The 25,289-nt window shown below is 62.9% G+C and carries 11 protein-coding genes; 7 read left to right on the plus strand and 4 right to left on the minus strand.

What is annotated here, in order from left to right; translation table 11 throughout:
• Positions 1 to 54: 54 nt before the first annotated feature.
• Complete coding sequence (locus tag AC1UK9_RS19325; RefSeq protein ID WP_482578310.1) at positions 55 to 13,053, minus strand: non-ribosomal peptide synthetase; 12,999 nt, start codon at positions 13,051 to 13,053, stop codon at positions 55 to 57.
• A 370-nt stretch (positions 13,054 to 13,423) separates the two neighbouring features.
• Here AC1UK9_RS19325 and AC1UK9_RS19330 point away from each other — a divergent pair, with 370 nt between their 5' ends.
• Positions 13,424 to 13,978 carry an RNA polymerase factor sigma-70 gene (locus AC1UK9_RS19330; RefSeq protein WP_025113192.1) on the plus strand — a complete coding sequence of 185 codons (555 nt, stop codon included), beginning with the start codon at positions 13,424 to 13,426 and terminating at the stop codon, positions 13,976 to 13,978.
• A 133-nt stretch (positions 13,979 to 14,111) separates the two neighbouring features.
• Here AC1UK9_RS19330 and AC1UK9_RS19335 read toward each other — a convergent pair whose 3' ends face one another.
• From AC1UK9_RS19335 to AC1UK9_RS19345, 3 genes are all read right to left on the minus strand, one after another.
• Complete coding sequence (locus AC1UK9_RS19335) at positions 14,112 to 15,125, minus strand: GNAT family N-acetyltransferase (protein ID WP_482578311.1); 1,014 nt, start codon at positions 15,123 to 15,125, stop codon at positions 14,112 to 14,114.
• Between the two features lie 84 nt (positions 15,126 to 15,209).
• Positions 15,210 to 16,007, minus strand: coding sequence for a substrate-binding periplasmic protein (locus tag AC1UK9_RS19340; protein ID WP_482578312.1), 798 nt, complete (start codon positions 16,005 to 16,007; stop codon positions 15,210 to 15,212).
• 93 nt (positions 16,008 to 16,100) lie between these two features.
• Entirely contained in the window at positions 16,101 to 16,724 is a 624-nt protein-coding gene (locus AC1UK9_RS19345) for a TetR/AcrR family transcriptional regulator (protein WP_473013152.1), read from the minus strand.
• Positions 16,725 to 16,908: 184 nt separating this feature from the next.
• On the opposite strand from AC1UK9_RS19345, the gene AC1UK9_RS19350 reads away from it, so the two are divergent.
• The 6 genes from AC1UK9_RS19350 to AC1UK9_RS19375 all read left to right on the plus strand — a co-directional run bounded on the left by AC1UK9_RS19350 (position 16,909) and on the right by AC1UK9_RS19375 (position 25,258).
• Positions 16,909 to 18,699, plus strand: coding sequence for an acyclic terpene utilization AtuA family protein (locus AC1UK9_RS19350; RefSeq protein WP_473013153.1), 1,791 nt, complete (start codon positions 16,909 to 16,911; stop codon positions 18,697 to 18,699).
• A 12-nt stretch (positions 18,700 to 18,711) separates the two neighbouring features.
• Positions 18,712 to 19,581, plus strand: a complete 870-nt coding sequence (locus AC1UK9_RS19355; protein WP_482578313.1) for an SDR family oxidoreductase — start codon at positions 18,712 to 18,714, stop codon at positions 19,579 to 19,581.
• A gap of 3 nt (positions 19,582 to 19,584) precedes the next feature.
• Entirely contained in the window at positions 19,585 to 21,201 is a 1,617-nt protein-coding gene (gene atuC / locus AC1UK9_RS19360) for a geranyl-CoA carboxylase subunit beta (RefSeq protein WP_482578314.1), read from the plus strand.
• A 30-nt stretch (positions 21,202 to 21,231) separates the two neighbouring features.
• The gene (gene atuD / locus AC1UK9_RS19365) at positions 21,232 to 22,389 is read left to right on the plus strand and encodes a citronellyl-CoA dehydrogenase (protein ID WP_473013156.1); all 1,158 of its coding nucleotides are present in this window, start codon (positions 21,232 to 21,234) and stop codon (positions 22,387 to 22,389) included.
• Positions 22,386 to 23,183, plus strand: a complete 798-nt coding sequence (locus tag AC1UK9_RS19370) for an enoyl-CoA hydratase/isomerase family protein (protein ID WP_025113184.1) — start codon at positions 22,386 to 22,388, stop codon at positions 23,181 to 23,183. Before atuD ends, AC1UK9_RS19370 begins: the two co-directional genes overlap by 4 nt.
• A gap of 113 nt (positions 23,184 to 23,296) precedes the next feature.
• Positions 23,297 to 25,258, plus strand: a complete 1,962-nt coding sequence (locus AC1UK9_RS19375) for an acetyl/propionyl/methylcrotonyl-CoA carboxylase subunit alpha (RefSeq protein ID WP_473013158.1) — start codon at positions 23,297 to 23,299, stop codon at positions 25,256 to 25,258.
• The last annotated feature ends 31 nt before the right edge of the window (positions 25,259 to 25,289 follow it).

Here is a 25,289-nt window from a genome sequence, read left to right on the forward strand (position 1 = left end):
AACCCCCTGCGGGAGCGAGCCTGCTCGCGAAGCGGCCGCGGCAGACGCTGGAGATTAAAAGCCTTCCAGTTCCGCCATCAGATCATTCAACCGATCCACTTTGTCCTCGGTGATGTCGCTTGCCGCCAAGCCCTCAATGTACTCGGCCAGTTCCTGCACCGTGCTGCACTCGAACATCGCTCGCAGCGGCACGTCGCGTTGCAGGGTTTTCTGTACCCGCGAGGCGATCTGCGTGGCGAGCAGCGAGTGACCGCCCAACTCGAAGAAGTTGTCGCGTACACCGACCTTGGCGACCTTGAGCACCTCGGCCCAGATATCGGCCAGGGTCTGTTCCAGCTCATTGCGCGGGGCCAGGTAATCCTGGCTCTGCAGCTGGCCAATCTCCAGCGCCGGCAGGGCCTTGCGGTCGAGTTTGCCATTGGCGTTGTGCGGCAGTTGATCCAGCCACAACCAATGCAGCGGCACCATGTACTCCGGCAGCTCGCTGCGCAGGCGCTGCTTGATTCGCTCCAGGCGTTCGCTCGGATTCAGCGCAGTGTCGGCGGCGACCAGATAACCGACCAGATGCTTGCCATTGACCCCTTCCTGCACACCGACCGCCGCATCGCGGACTTCCGGTTGTTCGTGCAGACGCGCCTCGATCTCGCCCAGTTCGATGCGGTAGCCGCGAATCTTCACCTGATGGTCGACCCGGCCGACGTACTCCAGCACACCGTCACTGCGACGGCGTGCCAGATCACCGGTGCGATACAGACGTTCGCCCGGCGCGCCGAACGGGTTCGGCACGAACACCGGCGCGGTGCGCAGCGGATCGCCGACGTAACCGCGACCGACGCCGGTACCGGCCACGCACAACTCACCCACCGCTCCCAACGGCACCAGTTCCAGCGCGCCATCGACCAGGTACAGCAAGTTGTTGTCGGTCGGCGTACCGATCGGCAAGTAACTGCCGCGAGTCGAAGCCATATCGACACGGAAGAACGCCACGTCATCGGAACATTCCGCCGGACCGTAGGCGTTGACCAGACCGATCTGCGGATAACGCAACAGCCACTGATGCGCCAGCTCCGGCGGCATCGCTTCGCCGGTCGGCAGCATCCAGCGCAGGCCGTCGAGGCTCAGGCGCTCAGCGGCGAGCATGCCCTGAATCAGCGACGGCACGCTCTCCAGCACGGTAATGCCCTGGGCCTGTACATGCACCAGCAAACCTTGCGGATCGTGGGCGATGGTATTCGGCACGATGTCCACTCGTGCGCCAAACAACGGCGCGGCGAGGAACTGCCAGACCGAGATGTCGAAGCTTTGCGAAGCGGTCTGCGCGATCACATCGGCGTCCGTCAACTTCAGGTACGGCACCTTGCTCAACTGGTTGTTGAGCATGCCGCGCTGCTCGACCATCACGCCTTTCGGCAAGCCGGTTGAACCCGAGGTGTAGATCACATATGCAAGGTTGTCCGGGCCACTGTAGATGCCCGGGTTTTGCAGCGCCGTCGCCAGCGCTTGCACCTCCTCCCAGACCAACAGCCGTGGGCGGTTGGCGCAGCTGAATTCATCGAGCAAGGTCTGCGCCTGTTCGCGACAGGCTTGCGTGCACACCAGCAGCGGCGTACGGCTCAGCTCGATGATGCGTTGCAGACGCTGGCTCGGCAGGCCCGGATCCAGCGGCAGATAACCGGCGCCGGCCTTGAAGCTGCCGATGATCATGCCCAGCAGGTCGAGGTTACGCTCCGCCAGCAACGCCACCGGTTGATCCATTTGCACCCCGGCCGCGACCAGTGCATGGCCGAGGCGGTTGGCGTTGTGGTTCAGCTCGGCATAGCTCAGTTGCTGATCGAGGCAAGTGGCGGCAATGCGCTGCGGATGCGCCGCGACCTGCGCTTCGAACAGCGCAACGTAGCTCTGCTCCAGCGGATAATCGTGCGCGCTCTGGTTGCAACCGTGCAGCAGGAATTGCTGTTCATCAGAGCCCAGCAGCGGCAGATCGGCCATGTCGCCATGGAAGCCATCGACCAGTGCCAGCAACAGACGCTTGAACTCGCCGAGCATGCGCTCGATGGTCGAGTCGTCGAAATAACGCTGGTCGTACGACAGGTGCAGACCGAGGTCATCGCCCGGGTAGCACACCGCCGTCAGCGGGAAGTTGGTGTGGGTGCGACCGGAATCCGAGGTCGCGTTCAAGCTCTGCGCGCGGTCGAGTACCGAGACTTCCACTGGCGCGTTTTCAAACACGAACAGGCTGTCGAACAGCGGCTGGCCTTTGGGCAGTTCGCTCTGCTCCTGGATGTTCACCAGCGGCAGGTATTCGTACTCGCGCAGTTGCATGTTGCTGTCGAGCAAACCGCTGAGCCACTGACGCACGCTGCTGCGCTGATCGTCCTCAGGCATTTTCACTCGCAGGGCGATGCTGTTGATGAACAGGCCGACCGTGCGCTGCATTTCCGGCATGTCCACCGGACGCCCGGCCACGGTGACGCCGAACAGCACGTCGCGATCACCACTCAGGCGCCGCAGGACCAAGGCCCACGCCGCTTGGGCGAAGGTGTTGATGGTCAATTGATGGGCCTGGGCCAATTCACGCAGGCGGGCGCCATCTTCGACATCAAGGCGAGTGTAGCGGTCGCCAACGATCATCCCGCCGCTTTCGCCAGCGTGCTCACGCAGGAACGGCCGGTCGCTCGGGATCGGCGTGGTGCGTTCGAAACCTTGCAGGTTCTGCTGCCACCACTGGCGCGCCTCGGCCAGGCTCTGGCGTTGCAGCCAGCCGATGTAGTCGCGGTAACGCGGCGGCAGCGACAACTGCGCTTCGCGACCTTCACCCAGGGCGGTGTAAATCTCGAAGAAGTCGTTCATCAGCAACGAGCGGCACCAGGCATCGATCAGGATGTGGTGGTTGCTCATCATGAACCAGTAGCGCGCCGCGCCGACCTTGATCAGGCGCAGGTGGAACGGTGCCTGGTTGAGCAGATCGAAACCGGCCTCGCGCTCGCTTTTGAGCAGCGCTTGCAGTTGCGGTTCCTGTTCGTCCTCGGCAACGGCGTTCCAGTCCAGGTACTCGATCGGCGTGCTCCCCGGAGTGTGGATCACTTGCAGCATGTCTTCGCCAACGTTCCAGCAGAACGATGCACGCAACGCTTCGTGACGGGCGACCACCGCTTGCCAGGCCTGGGCGAAACGCTGGGGATCGAGCTCGCTGTTGATGCGGTAGCGATCCTGCATGTAGTACAGGCCAGTGCCCGGTTCGAGCAAGGTGTGCAGCAACATGCCCTCCTGCATCGGCGTCAGCGGATAGACGTCTTCGATATGCGCCGCCGGCACCGGCAACGCGTCGAGTTGCGCCTGGGTCAGTTTCGCCAGCGGGAAGTCCGATGGCGTGAGGCCGCCGGCGGCGTCTTGCAGACAATGGGCGATCAGGCTTTGCAGTTCGCCGAGGTAGGCGTCGGCCAGCTCATTGATAGTCTGCGCGTCATAACGCTCCGCACTGAAAGTCCAGCGCAGCAGCAGTTCCCCGCCGTACACCTGACTGTCGATGCTCAACTCGTTGGGCAGCGGCGCCTGCGGATCGTGGGCCGCACCGACCGCCTCGTCCAGCGGACGGAACAGCGCATCGCTGCCGAAACTCTGGTCGAACTGGCCGAGGTAGTTGAAGGTGACCGGTGCGATCGGCAACGCCGCCATACTGCGCTGGCTGAGTTCATCAGCCAGATAACGCAGCACGCCATAGCCCAGGCCTTTGTGCGGCACACCGCGCAGTTGTTCCTTGATCGCCTTGATCGAAGCGCCCTGCCCGGCGGCTTCTTCGATGTTGTGCGGGGTGAGGCGTAGTGGGTAAGCGCTGGTGAACCAGCCGACAGTGCGGGTCAGGTCAATCTCGTCGAACAGGGTTTCGCGGCCGTGGCCTTCCAGCTGAATCAGCGCTGACGGCTGACCGCTCCAGCGGCACAACACACGGGCCAATGCGGTCAGCAGCAGGTCGTTGACCTGAGTGCGATAGGCGCGCGGCGCCTGTTGCAGCAGCTGTTGAGTGCGCTCGGCATCGAGGCGCACGCTGACGGTTTGCGCATGGCGGTTCTGCCGCCCACCCTGCGGGTTTTCGCACGGCAGTTCAGCGCTCGGCCCGGCCAGTTGCGTCTGCCACCAGCGCAATTCTTCACGCAACGATTCGCTGCCGGCATAGGCTTGCAAGCGTGCCGCCCAGTCCTTGAAGGCGCTGGTTTTCGCTGGCAGTTTCACCGACTGTTCGGCGTCGAGTTGGCGATACACGGTTTGCAGATCGTCGAGCAATACGCGCCACGACACACCGTCGACCACCAAGTGATGGATCGCGATGAACAGACGTTGCTGACCTTCGGGGCCGTCTACCAGCAAGGCGCGAACCAGCGGGCCATTTTCCAGATCAAGGCTGCGCTGGGCATCGGCAAACAGGGCTTCGCACTGGTCCATCGAGGTGACGCGCACTTGCCACAACACGGCCGCATCGGACACCGGTTGGTGCGTCGCGTGCCACTCGCGGTTGGCCTCGGTGAAGCGCAGACGCAAAGCGTCATGCTGTTCGATCACCACCAGCAGTGCCTGCTCCAGGCGATGCGCTTGCAGTGTCACGCTCGGCTCCAGCAGCAACGCCTGGTTCCAGTGCTGACGCTCAGGGATTTCAGTGTCGAAGAACCAGTGCTGAATGGGCGTCAGTGCCGACTCACCGCTGACCAGACCTTGCTCGGCCGTCACCTGTTCGCTGCGGCTGGCGACGCCGGCGAGGGTCTGCACGGTCTGATGCTGGAACAGATCGCGCGGGCTGAAGTGAATGCCCTGCTGCCGCGCCCGGCTGACCACTTGAATCGACAGAATCGAGTCGCCGCCAAGCTCGAAGAAGTTGTCGTTGAGACCGACCTGCTCGACGTTGAGCACTTCGCACCAGATCTGCGCCAGGGTCTGCTCCAACTCATTGCTCGGGGCGACGTAGTCCTGGCGATTCAACTCAGGGTCCGGCGCCGGCAAGGCACGGCGGTCGAGTTTGCCGTTGGCGGTCAGCGGCATGCTGGCCAGCAGCATCAGGTGCGTCGGCACCATGTAGTCCGGCAACTGGAGCTTGAGGTGCGACTTCAGCGCTTCGCGCAGTTCGGCCTGTTGTACTGCGCCTTGCTCGGCGATATCGGTAACCAGGTAGGCAACCAGTTGTTTACCGCTCGGCGTATCCAGCGCCAGCACCACTGCTTCACGGATTGAAGCGTGATCGAGCAGACGGGTTTCAATTTCGCCCAACTCGATCCGAAAACCGCGAATCTTCACCTGATGGTCGATCCGCCCCAGGTATTCCACCAGCCCGTCGGCACGCTGGCGCACCAGGTCGCCGGTGCGGTACATGCGCCCGCCATTGGCGGCAAACGGGTCGGCGACAAAACGCTCGGCGCTGATGCCCGGACGGTCGTGATACCCCTGCGCCAGACCCGCGCCACCGACGCACAATTCACCGGTGGCGCCTTGCGGCACCAGCGCCAGATCGGCGTCGAGAATGTACGCCACGCGGTCGCCGATCACGCTGCCGATCGGCACACTGCCGGCGCCCTCTTCCAGCACTTGCGGCGCCAGACTGGCGAGCGGCATGACCACGGTTTCAGTCGGGCCGTAAGCGTTGAAGAACAGGCTCGGTTTGAACGCCGCGCGAATCCGCTGCAGGTGTTCGCCGGTCAGCGCTTCGCCGCCGGTGATGATCATCCGCACCGGCAGGATCTCGTGTTGCGTGGCGAGGAACTGTGCCAACTGGCTGCCGTAACTCGGGGTGAAACCGAGAATATTGATGCGATGTTCGCGAATCAAGCCGCAGATTTCTTCCGCGTCCCACTGCCCTTGCGCCCGCAACACCACTTGCGCACCGCTGAGCAACGGCACCAGCAGACGCTCGGTGGCGGCGTCGAAGTTGATCGAATAGAAATGCAGTTCGCAGTCGTCCGGGCGCATGCCGAAACGTGCAATCACCGCCTGGCAATGCATGGCGATTTCACCGTGGGACACCACCACGCCTTTCGGCTTGCCGGTGGAACCCGAGGTGTAGATCAGGTACGCCTGATGCTGCGGCAGGCTGATAAATGGCAACTCGCTGGCCGGGTAATCGGCCAGCGCCGCGCTGTCCTCTTCCAGGCACCAGCGCGCCACGCTCGGCGGCAGATCACCGAGGGCGTTGAACATCGCCCGATCGCTGAGCAGCAGACCGATGCGGCTGTCTTCGATCATGTAGTGCAAACGGTCGAGCGGGTATTCCGGGTCGAGCGGCACGTAGGCGCCACCGGCCTTGAGAATCGCCAGCAGGCCGACAACCATTTCCAACGAGCGCTCCAGCGCCAGACCGACTCGCACTTGCGGGCCGACGCCGCGCTCACGCAGGGCCCAGGCCAGGCGATTGGCACGAGCGTCGAGTTCGGCGTAGCTCAGGGTCTGCCCGGCGAAGGTCAGGGCCGGCGCGTCTTTGCGCGCCAGCGCCTGCTCGGCGAACAGGTGATGGAGGCACTGGTCAAGGCGATGTTCGCCCGGCTCGACACCGAGGCTGTCGAGCAACTGCTGTTGCTCCGGCGCAGCCAGCAGCGGCAATTGACTCAGGCGCTGCTGCGGATCGGCGATCAACGCTTCCAGCAGATTGCGCCAATGCTGGGCCATGCGTGCGATGGTCGGCTCGTCGAACAGGTCGGTGCTGTACGTCAGGCAGCAGCCAAGGCGATGGTCGAGATCGGTGACTTCCAGGTTGAGGTCGAACTTGGTCGCCCGCGCATCGTTGGCCAGGTACTCGACGGTCATCCCGGCGAGCATGCGGCTCTGCTGGAATTCCCAGCGCTGCACGTTGCACATCACCTGGAACAGCGGGTTGTACGCGGCGCTGCGCGGAGGTTGCAGGGCTTCAACCAGATGATCGAACGGCAGGTCCTGATGCGACTGGCCTTCGATCACGGTGTGACGCACCTGCTCGAACAACTCGCCGACCGACATCTGGCCGTCGAGCTGGCAACGCAGCACCTGGGTGTTGAGGAACGCACCGATCAGCCCTTCGCTTTCCGGGCGGATACGGTTGGCTACCGGCGCACCAATGCGCAGATCGGTCTGGCCGCTGTAGCGGTAGAGCAACGTGGCGAGCGCGGCGGTCATGGTCATGAACAGAGTCAGACCGTTTTGCGCGTTGAACGCACGGACACGGGCAGCGAGGTCATCACTGAGGTCAAAACGGAACAGTTCGCCCTGATGACTTTGTACCGGCGGACGCGGACGGTCGCCGGGCAGCTCCAGCAGTGGATGCTCGCGACCCAATTGCGCGGTCCAGTAGTCGAGTTGACGCTGACGCTCACCGGACTCCAACCAGTTGCGCTGCCACACGCTGTAGTCCAGGTACTGCACCGGCAGCGGCTCCAGCGGCGAGTCGCGGTCATCGACGAACGCTTCGTACAGCGCGCTGAGTTCGCGGGCAAAGATATCCATCGCCCAGCCTTCGGTGACGATGTGGTGCAGGGTCAGGACGAAGTAATGCTCGTGCTCGGCGGTCTTCACCAGACAGGCGCGCAGCAGCGGGCCGGTCTCCAGATCGAACGGCAGATGCGCTTCTTCGTCGGCCAGTTGCTGAACCTTTTGCTCACGCTGCTCAGCCGCCAGTTTCGAGAAATCCTTCCAGCCCATGCGCACGCCCGTCTCGGCATGCACTTGCTGACGCGCCACGCCGTCGACGCTTGGGAAGGTGGTGCGCAGGGTTTCGTGGCGCAGGATCAACGCCTGCAGGGCGGCCTCGAAACGCTCGACATGCAACACGCCACGCAGGCGCGCCATGCCGCCGACGTTGTACGCCGGGCTGTCCGGCTCCATCTGCCAGAGGAACCACATGCGTTGTTGTGAATAGGACAGAGGCACAGGTTTGCTGCGATCAACCTTGTCGATCGGCGGCTGTTTGTTGGTGCGGCCGCTGGCCTGAATCCGGCGGATTTGCTCGGCGAAATCCGCCAGTTCGCTGTGCTCGAACAAGGCGCGCAACGGCAGTTCGACGTCGCAGGCCTGACGGGTACGCGAAATGATTTGCGTGGCCAGCAAGGAGTGACCACCGAGGGCGAAGAAGTCGTCGCGCAGACCGACTTGCGCCAGGCCCAGCACTTCACGCCAGATCGCAGCGATCTGTTGTTCGAGTTCAGTGACAGGTTCGACATGCTCGCGCACTTGCCAGTGCGGCTCGGGCAACGCGCGACGATCGAGTTTGCCGCTCGGATTCAGGGGCATTTGCGCCAGACGCATCAGTTGCGCCGGCACCATGTATTCCGGCAGCTCGGCGGCCAATGCAGTTTTCAGGCGGGCGATCTGCGCGTCCTGATCTTCGCTGACATCAAGCGCGGTGAAATAGCCGATCAGTTGTGCGCCGGCCGCTGTTTCACGTACCAGCACCACGGCTTGGGCGATGCCGTCCTGGGCCAGCAGGCGTGCTTCGATTTCTTCCGGTTCAACGCGAAAGCCACGCAGTTTGACCTGCTGATCGAGACGCCCGAGGTATTCGATCACGCCGTCCGAGGTCCAGCGTGCACGGTCACCGGTGCGGTACAAACGTGCGCCCTGCTCGCCCAGCGGATCGACCACGAAACGTTCAGCCGTCAGCGCCGGGCGACCGAGGTAACCGCGAGCCAGTCCGATGCCGCTGATGCACAGTTCACCCGGCACACCGGCCGGCACGGGATTGAGATCGGCGTCGAGTACGCGGCAGACCACGTTGCCCAGCGGACGGCCAATCGGCGAACGTTCGCCGTCGGCGCTTGTGCAGTGCCAGTGGGTGACGTTAATCGCGGTTTCGGTCGGGCCATAACGGTTGTGCAATTGCACCGCCGGCAGTTGCGCCAACACTCTGTTACGCAGTTCCGCCGGCAGCGCTTCACCGCCGGAGAATACCCGGCGCAGGCGGGTGCACTCAGCGCTCAGCGGTTCATCGATGAACAGCGAGAGCAACGGCGGCACGAAGTGCAGCGTGGTCACGCCGTACTCTTGAACCAGTTGGGCGATGCGATGCGGATCACGGTGCTCGCCCGGTGCGGCAATCAGCAATCGTGCGCCGGTGATCAGCGGCCAGAAGCACTCCCACACCGACACGTCGAAACTGATCGGCGCCTTTTGCATCAGCACGTCGCTGTCGTTCAGGCGATAAGTGTTCTGCATCCATTGCAGTCGTTCGGCCAATGCCGCGTGAGTGTTGCCGACGCCTTTCGGCTGGCCGGTGGAGCCCGAGGTGTAAATCACATAGGCGAGGTTGTCGCCGTGCAGGTGCAGGCCCGGTGCCTGACTCGGCCAGTTCTCCAGGTGCAGGGTGTCCATGGCGACCACGCTGACGCCTTCACTGGCCGGCAAGCGATCGAGCAACGCAGTCTGGGTCAGCAGCAGCTCGACACCGCTGTCGCTGAGCATGTAGGCCAGGCGCTCGGCCGGGTAATCCGGGTCCAGCGGCACGTAGGCGCCGCCAGCCTTGATGATTGCCAGCAGGCCGATCAGCAGTTGCGGCGAACGCTCGGCGGCAATCGCCACGCACACATCCGGGCCGACACCTTTGTCGCGCAGGTAGTGCGCAAGACGGTTGGCCTGGGCGTGCAGTTCCGCGAAATCGAGGCTGCCACCGTCCCACACCAGCGCAGTGCGTTCCGGGGTCTGGCGTGCCTGCTCGTTGAGCAGTTCCGGCAGCCATTGTTGCGCTGGGGTGCACGGTGCGACGCTCCATGCCTGCTGCTGTTCGTGCTCGCACGGAGTGAGCATTTGCAGGTCACCGATCGCTTGTAGCGGTTGCTCGCAGACAGCGCGCAGCAGGTTGCTGAAGTGTTCGGCCAGCCGCTCGATGGTCGCCGCCTCGAACAACTCATCGGCGTAGTCGAAGGATAGGGTCAGGCGCCCATTGCGATCCTCTTCGCTGTGCAGTTGCAGGTCGAACTTGGCTTCGCGGCTGTGCCACGGCAGTTCTTCGGCGAGCAGCCCCGGCAAGCGCTTGAGCGCACTCAAGTCGCGTTGCTGGTGGTTGAACATGACCTGGAACAGACCCTGCTCCCGGGCCTGCGGGAAGGCTTCGAGCAGTTGTTCGAAAGGCAGGTCCTGATTCGCCTGAGCGCCGAGCGATGCCTGGCGGGTTTGCGCCAGCAACTCGACAAACGACAAGCGCGAATCAACCTCCGCGCGCAGTACCTGGGTGTTGATGAAGAAGCCGATCAGGCCCTGGGTTTCCAGGCGCGGTCGGTTGGCATTGGGCACGCCGATGCGAATGTCGCGCTGGCCGCTGTAGCGGTGCAACAGGCTCTGGAATGCCGCGAGCAACAGCATGAACGGCGTCGATTGATGTGCCTGGGCGGTCTGCCTGATCGCATCGCTGAGGCTGACGCCAAGACGCACGCTGTGGCGGGCGGCGCTGTGCAGCTGTCTGGCCGAGCGCGGGTGGTCGGTCGCCAGTTCCAGCACTGGATGTTCGTCGCCCAGTTGGGCTTTCCAGTAGCTCAGCTGGCGCTCGCCCTCGCCTTGCGCCAGCCACTGGCGCTGCCAGCTGCCGTAGTCGGCGTATTGGGTCGGCAACGGCGCGAGGTCGGCGCGCTGGCCTTGGGAGGCGGCCGCGTACAGCCGCGAGAATTCATCGATCAGCACGTTCAGCGACCAGCCGTCGGCGATGATGTGGTGCAGTGTCACCAGCAACTGGTGATCTTCGTCGTCAAGACGTACCAGCGTCACCCACAGCAGCGGGCCTTTTTCCAGATCGAACTGAGTGCGCGCTTCGTCTTCGCGGATCTGTTGCGCGCGGGCTTCACGCTCGTGCGCCGGCAGGTCACTGATATCGATCAGTTGCAAGTTGAATTCATTCGCCGCGTCGACGTGTTGCAGCGCCACGCCGTCACGTTCGAAGAAGCGCGTGCGCAGGGATTCGTGGCGTTCGAGCAGTTGCTGGAAGCTGGCGCGCAACGCCTCCTCGTCCAGTTCACCACGCAGACGCAAAGCGCCGGGGATGTTGTAGGCGCTGCTTTGCGGGTCGAGCTGCCAGGTGATCCACAAACGGTTTTGCGCCAGCGATTGCGGCATCGCTTCAGTGCGCGCCAAGGCGGTGATTTCGCCTTGGGCGCTGCCACCGTTGTGTTGCTGTTGCGCCACGGCAGCGGCGAACGCGGCCAGGGTCGGTGCTTCGAACAGCAGGCGCAGGTTAAGCTCCAGGCCGAGTTCTTCGCGCACTTTGGCGATCACCTGAGTTGCCGCAATCGAGTTGCCGCCGAGGAGAAAGAAATGGTCGTCGGCGTTGACCTGTTTGACGCCCAGTTGCTCGGCCCAGATCTTGCCGATCAGGGCTTCCAGCCCGGACACCGAGGCGCCTGGGTTTTCAGTGGCTTCGCTGGCGGACGGGAACACCGCATAGCTGTCGAGGCTGCCATCGGCCAGACGATTGCGACAGGCGGAACGCTGCAGCTTGCCGCTGGAGGTTTTCGGCAACGCGCCCGGATTGAGCAGTACCACCACGCTCGGTGCTTCCTGATACGCCTCGGCCACCGCTTGGCGAATGGCTTTGATCAGTGCTTCGGGCGGGAGGATTTTCTGCACGCTGCGGCTGATTTCTGCGGCGATGCCGATGCCTTCCTCACCGTCCTGACTGACCGCGAATGCCGCAACCCGGCCCTTGCGCACCACTTCCACTTCGCGCTCGACGGTTTGCTCGATGTCCTGCGGGTAGAGGTTGTGACCGCGCACGATCAGCATATCTTTCAGGCGCCCGGTGATGAACAGTTCACCGTCGCGAATGAAGCCCAGGTCACCGGTACGCAGCCAGGTCTGGCCGGCGTGCTGGACGAAGGTCTTGGCGCTGGCTTCGGGATTGCGCCAGTAGCCATGGGCAATGCTCGGCCCCGCGGCCCAGACTTCGCCGACGAGGTTGTCAGGCTGTTCTTTCAGCGTGACCGGGTCAGCAATCAACACGGCGTGATCGGGTTGGCTGACGCCACAACTCATGATCGGGCTGCCGTCGCCCGGCTCGGCGCGGTTTTGCGCCAGCGCCTGATCGTCCACGCGCAGTGCAGGAATGCCGGTGCCACGCGGTGTGCCGGCAACGAATAGCGTCGCTTCGGCCAGGCCGTAAGAGGCCATGAAGCTGTCTTCGCTGAAACCGCACGCGGTGAACTTCTCGGCGAAGCGTTCAAGGGTGTCGAGACGAATCGGTTCCGAGCCGGAATAGGCCACGCGCCAGCGGCTCAGATCGAGACGCTCCAGCGCCGATTCACTGACGCGCTCGCTGCACAGACGGTAGGCGAAATCCGGGCCGCCGCTGATGGTGCCGCCGTATTCGCTGATCGCTTCGAGCCAGCGCAACGGCCGACCGAGGAAGTACGCCGGCGACATCAGAATGCACGGCACGCCGCTGAAGATCGGCTGCAACAGACCGCCGATCAGGCCCATGTCGTGGTACAGCGGCAGCCAGCTGACGATCACGTCGTCGGGGTTCACATCGATGCCGAAACCGTGGCGGATCAGCAGTTCGTTGGCCACGAGATTGCCATGGCTGACCTGCACGCCTTTGGGCAGCGCGGTAGAACCGGAGGTGTATTGCAGGAAGGCGATGTGATCTTGCGGCAGGTTCGGCTCAACCCAGTGCTCGGCCAGTGCGCTGTCGAGAGTATCGACGCACAGCAATGGCGGTGCCCCTTCGATCTGCTGCAAGGCATCGCGCAGGTCGGCGCTGGTCAGCAGCAGACGCGGTTCGGCATCGGCAATGATCGACAGCAGGCGCTCCTGATGATGACGGCGGGCGGACTCCGGCGGGTAGGCCGGTACCGCGATCACGCCGGCGTACAGGCAACCGAAGAACGCCGCGACGTAGTCCGGGCCGCTGGGAAACAGCAGCACCGCGCGATCGCCGAATTCGGCTTCAGCCTGCAACGCGGCCGCGATGCGGCGGGCGCGCTGATCGAGTTCGCGATAGCTGAGCACCACAGCCTGCTCTGCGTTTTCGGCAAGAAAACGCAAGGCCAGTTGATCCGGTGTCCGGGCCGCGCGGCGCTGGAGGGCTTGGACCAGGGTGCTGGGGAGTTCGAACGCGTCGGTCATGAGGTTTCCTGCCTGAATTCGGCTTGCTAATGGAATCGGGTTGCTGCGTCACGCCCCTCGAAGGGCATGCAGGGCGCGGTCTGTGCCGACCGCGCAAGGCTTCGGAATGCTGTCTGGCCGGGGTTGTGTACCCGGAACCATTCACCAATGAGAACGGATGGCGTCTTGAAATAATTAGTCGGCAGGCTGGATCGCCAATGGGAGCGGGAGTGTGGCGGTGTGTCGCAGTGCTCGCTTCGCACTTTTATGGAGCATTACTTCTCTTTCTCAATTGACAATCATTATCATTCAACATAATTTGTCGCTCGATGTGTAGGACGGCCCCGTCCCCCAGGCGTCCCACTAACCTATTGGCAGCAAGGTGATTTCCATGACGGAACAAGTATCCACAAGCAGGTGCGATTCACCGCTACTTCAGGCCTTCGTCGACAATCGACTGATTCTGGTGAAGATTGCAGCGCGCATTACCGGCTGCCGTTCGCGCGCCGAAGACGTGGTGCAGGATGCGTTCTTCCGGTTGCAGTCGGCGCCGCAAATCACCTCGTCGATCAAGGCGCAATTGAGTTACCTGTTCCAGATCGTGCGCAACCTTGCCATCGATCATTACCGCAAACAGGCGCTGGAGCAGAAATACGCAGGACCCGAAGAGGAAGGATTGAATGTGGTCATCCAGGGCGCTTCGCCGGAAACCTCGCACATCAATTTCTCGACGCTGGAACATATTGCCGACGCGCTGACCGAACTGCCGAGCCGCACCCGCTACGCTTTCGAGATGTACCGCCTGCATGGCGTGCCGCAGAAGGACATCGCCAAGGAGCTCGGCGTCTCGCCGACCCTGGTCAACTTCATGATTCGCGACGCACTGGTGCACTGCCGCAAGGTGTCGGGCAGTCGTGGGGATGCGGCATCGATGGGTCGTCGTTAATCAGCGAAATCGTGGCGCCCTCATTCGCGAGCAGGCTCGCTCCCACACTGGTTCTGCGTACACAGGACAAATGTGGGAGCGAGCCTGCTTGCGAAGGCGACCTCAGGATCATTGAAATCCCGAGGCCTGAGCATCAAGCCAACTTGCACCGATCAAAAAACCGCTCACGCCCCAGAATCATCAACGCCGCGCGCTTGTGCGGGAAGTCGAATTCCTTTTCGCAGTGGAAGCACTGGTTGTGCATGTGGCCGATCATCTTCGCGTTGTCGGCACGCGGTTCGGCGACCACTCGCTGAGTGCGCGGATCGTCCAGAAACAGGTAGTGCACCAGCGCCGACAACCAGCTCGCCACCTTGTGCGGGCCACGGTGATCTTCCTCCCCGACCAGCATGTGAATGCCGCGATCGTAATTATCGGCGTCGTAGAACGGCGCGATACGATCTTCCTTGGCCCAGTAGGCTTCGAAGTAAGCGAAGGGCTGATCGTCGAAACAGCCGATCAGGGTCAGCGTGTGCGGGTCGGCGTCGAGCTTGCTCAGGTACTCGCGATGCTGCTCAAGACTGCCCTCTTCCTGCCAGAAACTGGCGACCCGCGGGCTGTTCTGCCAGCGATTGAAACGCGGCAGATCCTGCTCGATCTCCACCGTGCGCAGGGAAATCCAGGCGCCGAGACGCGCATCGAAACGCCGATAGACCTCACCGCGCGGTTTCACCGGGCGCAGCGGGTGACGCTTGCCATGGCTGATCACCATGTGTTGCGGATAGCTGCCGCTCAGAGACGCGCCGAGCCATGGCTGCGGCAGTTGCCAGAACAGCGCGCGTTCGCAGCGATATTCACCGGCCACCTCGGTGCTGACCAGCAGACCGCTGAGCAAGGCTTCGGTAGGCGGTTGATCGAGTTGCCAGGTCAATTGCTGGCGCGCCGGCTCGCGGGCAAACAACCAATAGCAGGCCGCCCATAGCGCCAGGCCTGGCGGCAGGGCAAAACGCTCATCGAGCTGGATCGGGCCGTTGCCTTCACGATCCAGGCGCAGGCGAATCAGCGGTTGCCCGTCCAGACTCAGGCTCAGACGGCTTTCAGTTGCATCGGCTACCAGTTGGCTGCCCGAAGGCAAGGCCAGGGCAGTCAGGTCATTCAGATTGGACATGGGTCGGGCTCACGATAATCGTCGACAGTTCAACGATGGGACGTGAGCCGAGAGCGGAAATTTAGCCGCGCGGGTGAAAAACGGTCAGGGATGGGGCACCGGCACCACGGCAATTTTGTAAGGATCGAATATCTTCAGCATCTGGCCGTTGTCGCGCAAACCCTGCAGCAACTTGCCGAATGCCTCGCCGGTAATCGGAGCGGTCGGGCGCAGAATGGCGTAGTGGTGATAAATCTGATCGATGCGCTGCGACACCAGCAGATCGTCTTTCACCTTTTCGTTGCGCTTCAGATAATCGAACAGGTAGGAGCGAGTCACCAAGGCAATGTCGGCCCGCCCGCGCAGCACCATCAGCAGGTTGCTGTCGTGGGAATAGGTCAGCGTGGCGTTGAACGTATCAGCAAGGTATTTGGGATCGGCATTGAAGTTGGCGAACTCATAGTGATAACCGCTGTACAGCGCCAGGCGCTTGCCCTTGAGGTCGGCGAAATAGTTCTGCTGACGACCGTCTTCGCGCTGCGCCACGAAAATCTCGGCATCTTCCAGGCCCATATCGACATCCGTGTGCGGGATATCCTTCCAGCCCCAGTCGGGATTCTCGAAGATCGCCATGTCGATCCGGCCCTGCTTGAAATCACCGAAGCGACGGGGAATCGAGGTCGGCACAAGGACAAACTGATAATCCGTCTGCAACGCATTGAGCGCCTCGACCAACTCCGGCAGCAGCCCGGTATCGGCACCGCTTTCCGGGCGGATCGTGTAAGGCGGGAAGTGCGCGGCGCCCACTCGAACCAGTTGCGCCGCCTGCGCAGGCAACCCTGAAAATGCCGTCAGCGCGACGAGTACCAGCCCCGTGGCCGTCCGAATTGGCGAAAACTTCAAAACACCCCACTCCCCGAAAAAAATACCGATCAATGCATTCAAGCTAGGCGGTTTCGCCCAGTTAGCCAGTTTCCCGACCCGTTAGAAAGTGGATCAGCGCTCTTCGAGCACCAGAATCAGCGCTTCATCGGCCAGTTGATCGAGGCTCAGACTGCCGCCGGCACGGAACCAGGTGGTGGTCCAGGACAACGCGCCAGTGAGAAAACGTCGGGTTATGAACACATCGCCACGGATAAATCCGGCCGCCTTGGCTTCGCCCAGCACCTGCAGCCAGATGTCTTCGTAGACATCGCGCAGGGCCAGCACTTTGGCCTGACCGTCTTCGGACAGCGAACGCCATTCGTAGACCAGCACCGCCATCGCTTCGCCGCTGCCGCCCATGATCGATTGCAATTCGCAGCGGATCAGCGCCAGCACCCGCTCGCGCACATTTGTCGCGTCGGCCAGTGCGGCGCGCATCAGCGCGGTGTTGTAGCGGATGGTCTCTTCCATCACCGCACGGAGGATTTCGTCCTTGCTTTTGAAGTGATGAAAAATGCTCCCGGACTGAATCCCCACCGCCCCGGCCAGGTCACGCACGGTGGTGCGCTCATAGCCCTTGTTGCGAAACAGGTGAGCGGCCACTTGCAGCAGTTTGCCGCGGGCGCTGTCAGGGTCGGTCAACTGGCCCTGGTCGACCAGTTCGCGCATGACCCTCAGGGCTTTTTGCTCGTCCACCCGTTCTCTCCTACAGTCGATCAGTCTGTTGCCCCCCTGAACACGCAGGGTTGCGCGCAATTTAAGCCGCGGGCTGCGACCAAGCAAGCGCTTGGGCAGAAGATATTTCTACTGTTTACAAACCAAGCGCTTGCTTGGTAGCCTCCAAGCACTTCTGTCGCAGGTTCCTGAGTCGGAGATAACAATGCCAACCACCGTTCGCATCGGATGCGCCAGCGCATTCTGGGGTGACACCAGTACCGCCGCCGCGCAGCTTGTGGCAGGCGGGCGCCTGGATTATCTGGTGTTCGACTACCTCGCCGAGATCACCCTGTCGATCATGGCCGGCGCCCGCCTGAAAGAGCCTCAGGCCGGGTTCGCCGGGGACTTCATCGAGGTGCTCGCCCCGCTGCTGCCACAACTGGCCGAACAGAATATCCGCGTCATCAGCAACGCTGGCGGTATCAATCCACAGGCCTGCGCCGCCGCCCTGCAAGCGGCCTGCGACAAGGCCGGCGTGGCGCTGAAAATCGCCGTGCTGCTGGGTGATGACCTGCAACCGCAATTCAAGCAACTCGCCTCTCAGGGCATCCATGAGATGTTCAACGGCACGCCGCTGCCGCCAATGTGCGTGTCGACCAACGCCTACCTTGGCGCGCCGGGCATCGTCGAGGCTCTGCGCCTGGGCGCCGACATCGTCATCACCGGGCGCGTGGTCGACAGCGCGGTGGTCAGTGCCGCACTGGTGCATGAATTCGGCTGGGCGTGGCACGACTACGACAAGCTCGCCCAGGCCGCACTGGCCGGGCACATCATCGAATGCGGCGCGCAGTGCACCGGCGGCAATTTCACCGACTGGCGCGACGTGCCGGATTACGAACACATCGGTTTTCCCATCGTTGAAGTCCGCGCCGACGGCCAGTTCATCGTCAGCAAACCCGAAGGCTCCGGCGGCCTGGTGACGCCACTGACCGTCGGCGAGCAGTTGCTCTACGAAATCGGCGACCCGCAGGCGTACCTGTTGCCGGACGTGGTCTGCGATTTCACCCAGGTCAAATTGCAGCAACAAGGCAAAAACACCGTGCATGTGCACGGCGCCAAAGGCTTGCCGCCCAGCGACAAATACAAGGTCAGCGCCACCTGGCCGGACGGTTTTCGTTGCACCGCCAGTTGCCTGATCGCCGGCATCGATGCGGTGGACAAGGCGCGACGCGTCAGCCAGGCGATCATCGACAAGACATCCGAGATGTTCAGCCAACGCGGCTGGCCAGGCTACAGCGAAGTCGACATCGAACTGCTCGGCAGCGAAGCCACCTACGGCCCGCACGGCCAGCGCCGAGACAGTCGCGAGGTGGTGATCAAACTCGCCGTGCGCCATCCACAGAAACAGGCGCTGGTGCTGTTCTCCCGGGAAATCGCTCAGGCCGCCACCGGCATGGCGCCTGGGCTGACCGGCATCGTCGGCGGACGGCCAACGGTGTACCCGCTGATTCGCCTGTTCTCGTTCCTGATCGATAAAACCGCCTGCACCCTGCAAATCGACATGGCCGGTGCGCGACATCCCTGCGCCCTGCCCGCGCAGACCCCGCTCGACAGCCACGACCTGCCCACCCCCGACCAGCCGTCCAAACCCCAAGGCCGCGCCGACGCCAGTGTGCCATTGGTCAAACTGGCGGTGGCGCGCTCCGGTGACAAGGGCAATCACAGCAACATCGGCGTATTGCCGCGCCGGCCCGAATACCTGCCGTGGATCGCCGAAGCGCTGACCCCGGCGGTGCTCGTCGACTGGATGCGCCACGTGCTCGACCCGATCCACGGCCGGGTTGAACGCTGGTATCTGCCCGGCACCCACAGCCTGAACTTTCTGCTGGAAAACGCTCTCGGTGGCGGCGGTGTCGCAAGTCTGCGCATCGACCCACAGGGCAAAGCCTTCGCCCAGCAACTGCTGGAAATCCAGATCCCGGTGCCGCAGAGCATCGCCGAACAACTCGACTAGAGGTTGGGCTTCATGGCTTACGAATCGATTTTCAAAGCCGATCTGTTCAGCGGCCAGACCATCATCGTTACCGGTGGCGGCAGCGGCATCGGGCGCTGCACTGCGCATGAACTGGCGGCGCTCGGGGCCACGGTGCTGCTGGTCGGGCGCAAGCCGGAGAAGCTGCAAAAGGTCGCCGCCGAAATCACCGAAGACGGCGGCCGCGCCCACTGGCAAGCCTGCGACATCCGTGACGAAGAAGCAGTCAAGCAATTGGTCGGCGAGTTGATCGCCGAACACGGGCCGATCCACGGTCTGGTCAACAATGCCGGCGGCCAGTACCCGTCGCCGTTGGCCTCGATCAACCAGAAAGGCTTTGAAACCGTGTTGCGGACCAATCTGGTCGGCGGTTTCCTGATGGCCCGGGAAGTGTTCAACCAGTCGATGAGCAAGCACGGCGGCAATATCGTCAACATGCTCGCCGACATGTGGGGCGGCATGCCCGGCATGGGGCACTCGGGCGCGGCACGCTCGGGCATGGACAATTTCACCAAGACTGCCGCCTTCGAATGGGGTTACGCCGGAGTGCGGGTCAATGCAGTGGCCCCGGGCTGGATCGCCTCCAGCGGCATGGACACCTACGAAGGCGCGTTCAAGGCGGTGATTCCGACGTTGCGCGAACACGTGCCGCTCAAGCGCATCGGTACTGAATCGGAAGTCAGCGCGGCGATCGTTTTCCTGCTCAGCCCGGCGGCGGCGTTCATCAGTGGCAGCACCTTGAAAATCGATGGCGCGGCCAGCCTCGGCAGCCGCGCGTGGCCGCTGCACAAGGCGAGCCACAGCCAGTCGTTCAACGGTTTCCATCGGGCGTACTTGCCCGACGTCCTCAAGGACAAGGAGTAAGCCATGCCGCAGATCCAGTCCCAACTCGATCCGCACAGCGAAGCGTTCGCCCGCAATCGCGCGGCGATGCTCTCGGCCATCGAGCAAGTCCAGCAACTGGAGCAGAACCTGCTGAACAAGGCCGCTGAAGCCAAGGCCAAATTCGACAAACGCGGGCAACTGCTGCCCCGCGAACGTCTGAACCTGTTGCTCGACCCCGGCGCACCGTTCCTCGAACTGGCGAGCCTGGCCGGTTACAAACTGCACGACGACAAGGACGGCAGTGCCGCTGGCGGGGGCTTGATCGCCGGCATCGGTTACGTGTCCGGCGTGCGCGCACTGGTGGTGGCCAACAACAGCGCGATCAAGGGCGGCACCATTTCGCCAAGCGGCCTGAAAAAGTCCCTGCGCCTGCAACAGATCGCCCAGGAAAACAAACTGCCGGTGATCACCCTCGCCGAAAGCGGTGGCGCCAACCTCAACTACGCCGCCGAGATCTTCGTCGAAGGCGCACGCAGCTTTGCCAATCAGGCGCGCATGTCGGCCATGGGCCTGCCGCAGATCACCGTGGTGCACGGCTCGGCCACCGCCGGTGGCGCCTATCAGCCGGGGCTGTCGGATTACGTGGTGGTGGTGCGGGGCAAGGCCAAGCTGTTTCTTGCCGGGCCACCCCTGCTCAAGGCCGCGACCGGCGAAGTCGCCACCGATGAAGAACTGGGCGGCGCCGAGATGCATGCGCAGGTTGCCGGCACCGCCGAATACCTGGCCGAGAACGATGCCGATGGCGTACGGCTGGTGCGCGAGATCCTGCGCATGCTGCCATGGAACGAGCAACTGCCGTGGCTGCCGGAGCCGCAATACAAGGCACCGCTCTACCCGATCGACGAACTGCTTGGGCTGATTCCCGACGACCCGAAAAAACCCTACGACGTGCGCGAAATCATTGCGCGAATCGCCGACGAATCGGAGTTTCTCGAATTCAAGGGCGAGTTCGATCAACAGACCGTGTGCGGCCAACTGAAAATCCACGGCCGCGCCTGCGGCCTGATCGGCAACAACGGCCCGATCACACCGGCCGGTGCGAGCAAGGCAGCCCAATTCATCCAGCTGTGCGACCAGAGCCAGACACCGTTGCTGTTTTTCCACAACACCACCGGGTTCATGGTCGGCACCGAATCCGAGCAGCAAGGCGTGATCAAACACGGCTCGAAACTGATTCAAGCGGTGGCCAATGCGCGCGTGCCTAAACTGACCATCGTCGTCGGTGGCTCCTACGGCGCCGGCAACTATGCGATGTGCGGGCGTGGTCTCGATCCGCGGTTCATCTTCGCCTGGCCCAACAGCCGCACGGCGGTGATGGGCGGCGCGCAAGCCGGCAAGGTGCTGCGTATCGTCACCGAGGCCAAGCAGCTCAAGGAGGGACTGGTGCCGGACCCGAAGATGCTCGACATGCTCGAACAGGTCACTGCGCAGAAACTCGACAGCCAGTCCACCGCGCTCTACGGCAGCGCCAACCTGTGGGATGACGGCCTGATCGACCCGCGTGACACCCGCACCCTGCTCGGCTACTTGCTGGATATCTGCCACGAGGCCGACATCCGCACGCTGCAACCCAACAGCTTCGGCGTCAGCCGTTTCTGACGGCCACGGATCCCAAGGAGAACAATAAAAATGATCTTCACCCCGGAACACGAAGCACTGCGCCGCACCGTCCGCCAATTCGTCGAACACGAGATCAATCCGCACGTCGATGAGTGGGAAAAGGCCGGGCGTTTTCCGATCCACGAGATTTTTCGCAAGGCCGGCGACCTCGGTCTGCTGGGGATTTCCAAACCGGAAAAGTTCGGCGGCATGGGCCTCGACTACAGCTACTCGATTGTCGCCGCCGAAGAGTTCGGCACCATCCATTGCGGCGGCATTCCGATGTCCATCGGCGTACAGACCGACATGTGCACCCCGGCGCTGGCCCGCTTCGGTTCCGATGAGTTGCGCGAAGAGTTTCTGCGCCCGGCCATCAGCGGTGAGCAAGTTGGCTGCATCGGGGTCTCGGAAGTCGGTGCCGGTTCCGACGTCGCCGGGCTCAAGACCACTGCGCGCAAAGACGGCGATGATTACCTGATCAACGGCAGCAAGATGTGGATCACCAACTCGCCGAGCGCCGACTTCATCTGCCTGCTGGCCAACACCTCGGATGACAAGCCGCACATCAACAAGTCGCTGATCATGGTGCCGATGAACACCCCGGGGATCAGCCTCAGTTCGCACCTGGACAAGCTTGGCATGCGCAGCTCGGAAACCGCCCAGGTGTTTTTCGACAACGTGCGTGTGCCTCAGCGCAACCGCATCGGCCACGAAGGCGCCGGTTTCATGATGCAGATGCTGCAGTTCCAGGAGGAACGCCTGTTCGGCGCCGCGAACATGATCAAGGGCCTGGAATACTGCGTCGACAGCACCATCGAGTACTGCAAGGAACGCAAGACCTTCGGCAATGCGCTGATCGACAATCAAGTGATCCACTTTCGCCTGGCGGAGCTGCAAACCGAAATCGAATGCCTGCGCGCGCTGGTCTATCAGGCCACCGAGCAGTACGTGAAAGGCCAGGACGTCACACGACTGGCATCGATGGCCAAGCTCAAGGCCGGGCGTCTCGGCCGAGAAGTCAGCGACAGCTGCCTGCAATATTGGGGCGGCATGGGCTTCATGTGGGATAACCCGGTGGCGCGTGCCTATCGCGATGTGCGGCTGGTGTCGATTGGCGGCGGTGCCGACGAAATCATGCTCGGCATCATCTGCAAACTGATGGGCATCCTGCCGGGGAAAAAGAAATGAGCACCCTGCCCGATTGCCAGACGCTGTTGCTGGAACTGCATGGCGGCGTGCTGCACATCACCCTCAATCGCCCGGACAGCCGCAACGCGATGAGTCTGCAGATGGTCAGCGAACTGCGTGCAGTGTTGGCCGCAGTAAGAGATGACCGCCGTGTCCGGGCCTTGGTGCTCAGTGGCGCCGGCGGGCATTTCTGTGCCGGCGGCGATATCAAGGACATGGCCAACGCCCGCGCCCAGGGCGCCGATGCTTACCGTGATTTGAATCGCGCTTTCGGCGCGCTGCTGGAAGAGGCGCAGCACGCGCCGCAAGTGCTGATCAGCGTGTTGCAAGGTGCGGTGCTGGGCGGCGGGTTCGGACTGGCGTGTGTCAGCGACATCGCCATGGCCGACCATCAGGCGCAGTTCGGTCTGCCGGAAACCAGCCTCGGCCTCCTGCCGGCGCAGATCGCCCCGTTCGTGGTGCAACGCATCGGCCTGACCGAGACCCGCCGACTGGCACTGACCGCTGCGCGCTTTGATGGGCATCAGGCGCGGCGTCTGGGACTGGTGCACTTTGTCGAGCAGGATCCGCAAGCGCTGGCCGAGCGCCTCGATGAGGTTCTGCAGCATGTGTTGTGTTGCGCGCCGGAGGCGAATGCCATGACCAAGAAGTTACTGCTGGCCAGCGCCGGACAACCGTCGAGTGAATTGCTGGACGAGGCGGCGCAGTGGTTCAGCGAGGCGGTGACCGGGGCCGAGGGGGTCGAGGGCACCATGGCTTTTGTGCAAAAGCGTAAACCCGGGTGGGCCACCTGAAAAGCTTCGCGAGCAGGCTCGCTCCCACAGGGGCAGCAACGCATTCCAGATGTGGGAGCGAGCCTGCTCGCGAAGAGGCCAGCATAAGCACCGCACATTCCGAGGAAACAGCCATGCCCACCCTCCACAAAATCCTGATCGCCAACCGCGGTGAAATCGCCTGCCGCATCCAGCGCACCGCCCAGGCCCTGGGCTATCGCACCGTCGCGGTGTTCAGCGACGCCGACGCCCAGGCTTTGCATGTGCAGATGGCTGATCAAGCGGTGAACATCGGCCCGGCACCGGTGCAACAGTCCTACCTGAACATCCCGGCGATCCTCGACGCCGCGCGCCGCAGCGGTGCCGACGCAATTCATCCCGGTTACGGTTTCCTCTCGGAAAATGCCGGATTCGCCCGCGCCTGCGAAGAAGCCGGCCTGATTTTTATCGGCCCCAGTGCCGACGCCATCGAGCTGATGGGCAGCAAGCGCCTGTCGAAAATCGCCATGCTCGACGCCGGTGTACCGTGCATCGCTGGCTATCAAGGCGCCGCGCAGGACGACGCGACCTTGCTGCGTGAAGCCGAACGCATTGGCTATCCGCTGATGATCAAAGCCAGCGCCGGGGGCGGCGGACGCGGCATGCGTCTGGTGCACAGCCGCGATGAGTTGCCGGCGCAATTGCGTACGGCGCGCTCCGAGGCATTGAACGGCTTCGGCAGTGACGAACTGATCCTCGAACAGGCGCTGATCGAACCGCGACACGTCGAGGTGCAATTGTTCGGCGATAGCCACGGCAATCTGGTCTATCTGGGCGAACGCGATTGCTCGGTGCAGCGGCGCCACCAGAAAGTCATCGAGGAAGCCCCCTGCCCGGTCATGACTCAAGCGTTGCGTCAGGCCATGGGCGAAGCGGCGCTCAAGGCTGGCCGTGCAGTGAATTATGTAGGTGCCGGCACCGTCGAATTTCTGCTCGACGCCCGTGGGCAATTCTACTTTCTGGAAATGAACACCCGTCTGCAGGTCGAGCATCCCGTCACCGAACTGATCACCGGGCTGGACCTGGTCGCCTGGCAACTCGCAGTCGCCGAGGGGCAGCCGCTGCCATTGACCCAGGATCAGGTCACGCTCAGCGGCCACGCCATGGAAGTACGCCTGTATGCCGAAGACCCGACGCAGGATTTCCTGCCGCAGACCGGGCGCATTCAGGCCTGGGAACCGGTCTTGACGTCGGGCGCACGGATCGATCATGGCCTGCTCGAAGGTCAGTCGATCAGCCCGTTCTACGACCCGATGCTCAGCAAGCTGATCGCCCACGGCGCCACCCGCGAGGAGGCGCGGCGCAAGCTGCTGCGCGCGGTGCAAGACAGCGTGCTGCTCGGCGTACAAAGCAATCAGCGCTTGCTGGGCAGCCTGCTGCAACATCCGCAGTTCATCAGCGGCGAATTCAGTACCGCGTTCATCGCCCAACACTTCACCGACCACGCTTGCCTGCACGCCTACGTGCCCGGTGCCGAGGAACTGGCCATCGCCGCCGTGCTGTTTTATCAGTCTGGCGCGCAGGCCCATCGTGCGCCGCTCAAGGGTTGGCGCAACAATGCCGGGGCGCCGCTCAATTACCGCCTTGGCCTTGAAGAACAGGACTGGACGCTGCAACTGCTGGCGGACAGCGATGGCCACTTCACCGTGAACGTGATGGAGCGCTCGCTGGCGCTGAACATTATCGATTGCAACGAGCGCTCGCTGACCCTGGAAATCGACGGCCTGCGCCAGCGTCACGCCTATCGGCTGGAGAGCGGACAACTCTGGCTGTTCACCCGCCCCGGCAACCTGCGGCTGGAGGATCGAACTCATGCACTGATCAGCAGTCAGAGCAGCGTCAGCTCCGGCACGCTGAAGGCACCGATGGACGGTGCTATCGTCGACGTGCTGGTCAGCGAAGGCAGCCCGGTCAGCAAGGGTCAACTGCTGGTGGTGCTGGAGGCAATGAAAATGGAGCACCCGCTCAAGGCCGGCATTGACGGCGTGCTCAAGCGGGTGCAGGTCAAGGTCGGCGATCAGGTAAAAAATCGTCAGGTTCTGTTGCAGGTCGAGTGAGTCACCAAGCGCAAACGCGAGGTTTGACTAC

This window comes from Pseudomonas sp. AK-TSAG1-1, assembly GCF_056821665.1.

Excerpts from the sequence above, each read along its gene's own strand:
- AC1UK9_RS19370 (WP_025113184.1), top strand. The coding sequence starts at position 22,386 with ATGAGCACCCTGCCCGATTGCCAGACGCTGTTGCTGGAACTGCATGGC.
- AC1UK9_RS19375 (WP_473013158.1), top strand. The coding sequence starts at position 23,297 with ATGCCCACCCTCCACAAAATCCTGATCGCCAACCGCGGTGAAATCGCC.
- AC1UK9_RS19350 (WP_473013153.1), top strand. The coding sequence starts at position 16,909 with ATGCCAACCACCGTTCGCATCGGATGCGCCAGCGCATTCTGGGGTGAC.
- AC1UK9_RS19330 (WP_025113192.1), top strand. The coding sequence starts at position 13,424 with ATGACGGAACAAGTATCCACAAGCAGGTGCGATTCACCGCTACTTCAG.
- atuC (WP_482578314.1), top strand. The coding sequence starts at position 19,585 with ATGCCGCAGATCCAGTCCCAACTCGATCCGCACAGCGAAGCGTTCGCC.
- AC1UK9_RS19335 (WP_482578311.1), bottom strand. The coding sequence starts at position 15,125 with ATGTCCAATCTGAATGACCTGACTGCCCTGGCCTTGCCTTCGGGCAGC.
- AC1UK9_RS19325 (WP_482578310.1), bottom strand. The coding sequence starts at position 13,053 with ATGACCGACGCGTTCGAACTCCCCAGCACCCTGGTCCAAGCCCTCCAG.
- atuD (WP_473013156.1), top strand. The coding sequence starts at position 21,232 with ATGATCTTCACCCCGGAACACGAAGCACTGCGCCGCACCGTCCGCCAA.
- AC1UK9_RS19355 (WP_482578313.1), top strand. The coding sequence starts at position 18,712 with ATGGCTTACGAATCGATTTTCAAAGCCGATCTGTTCAGCGGCCAGACC.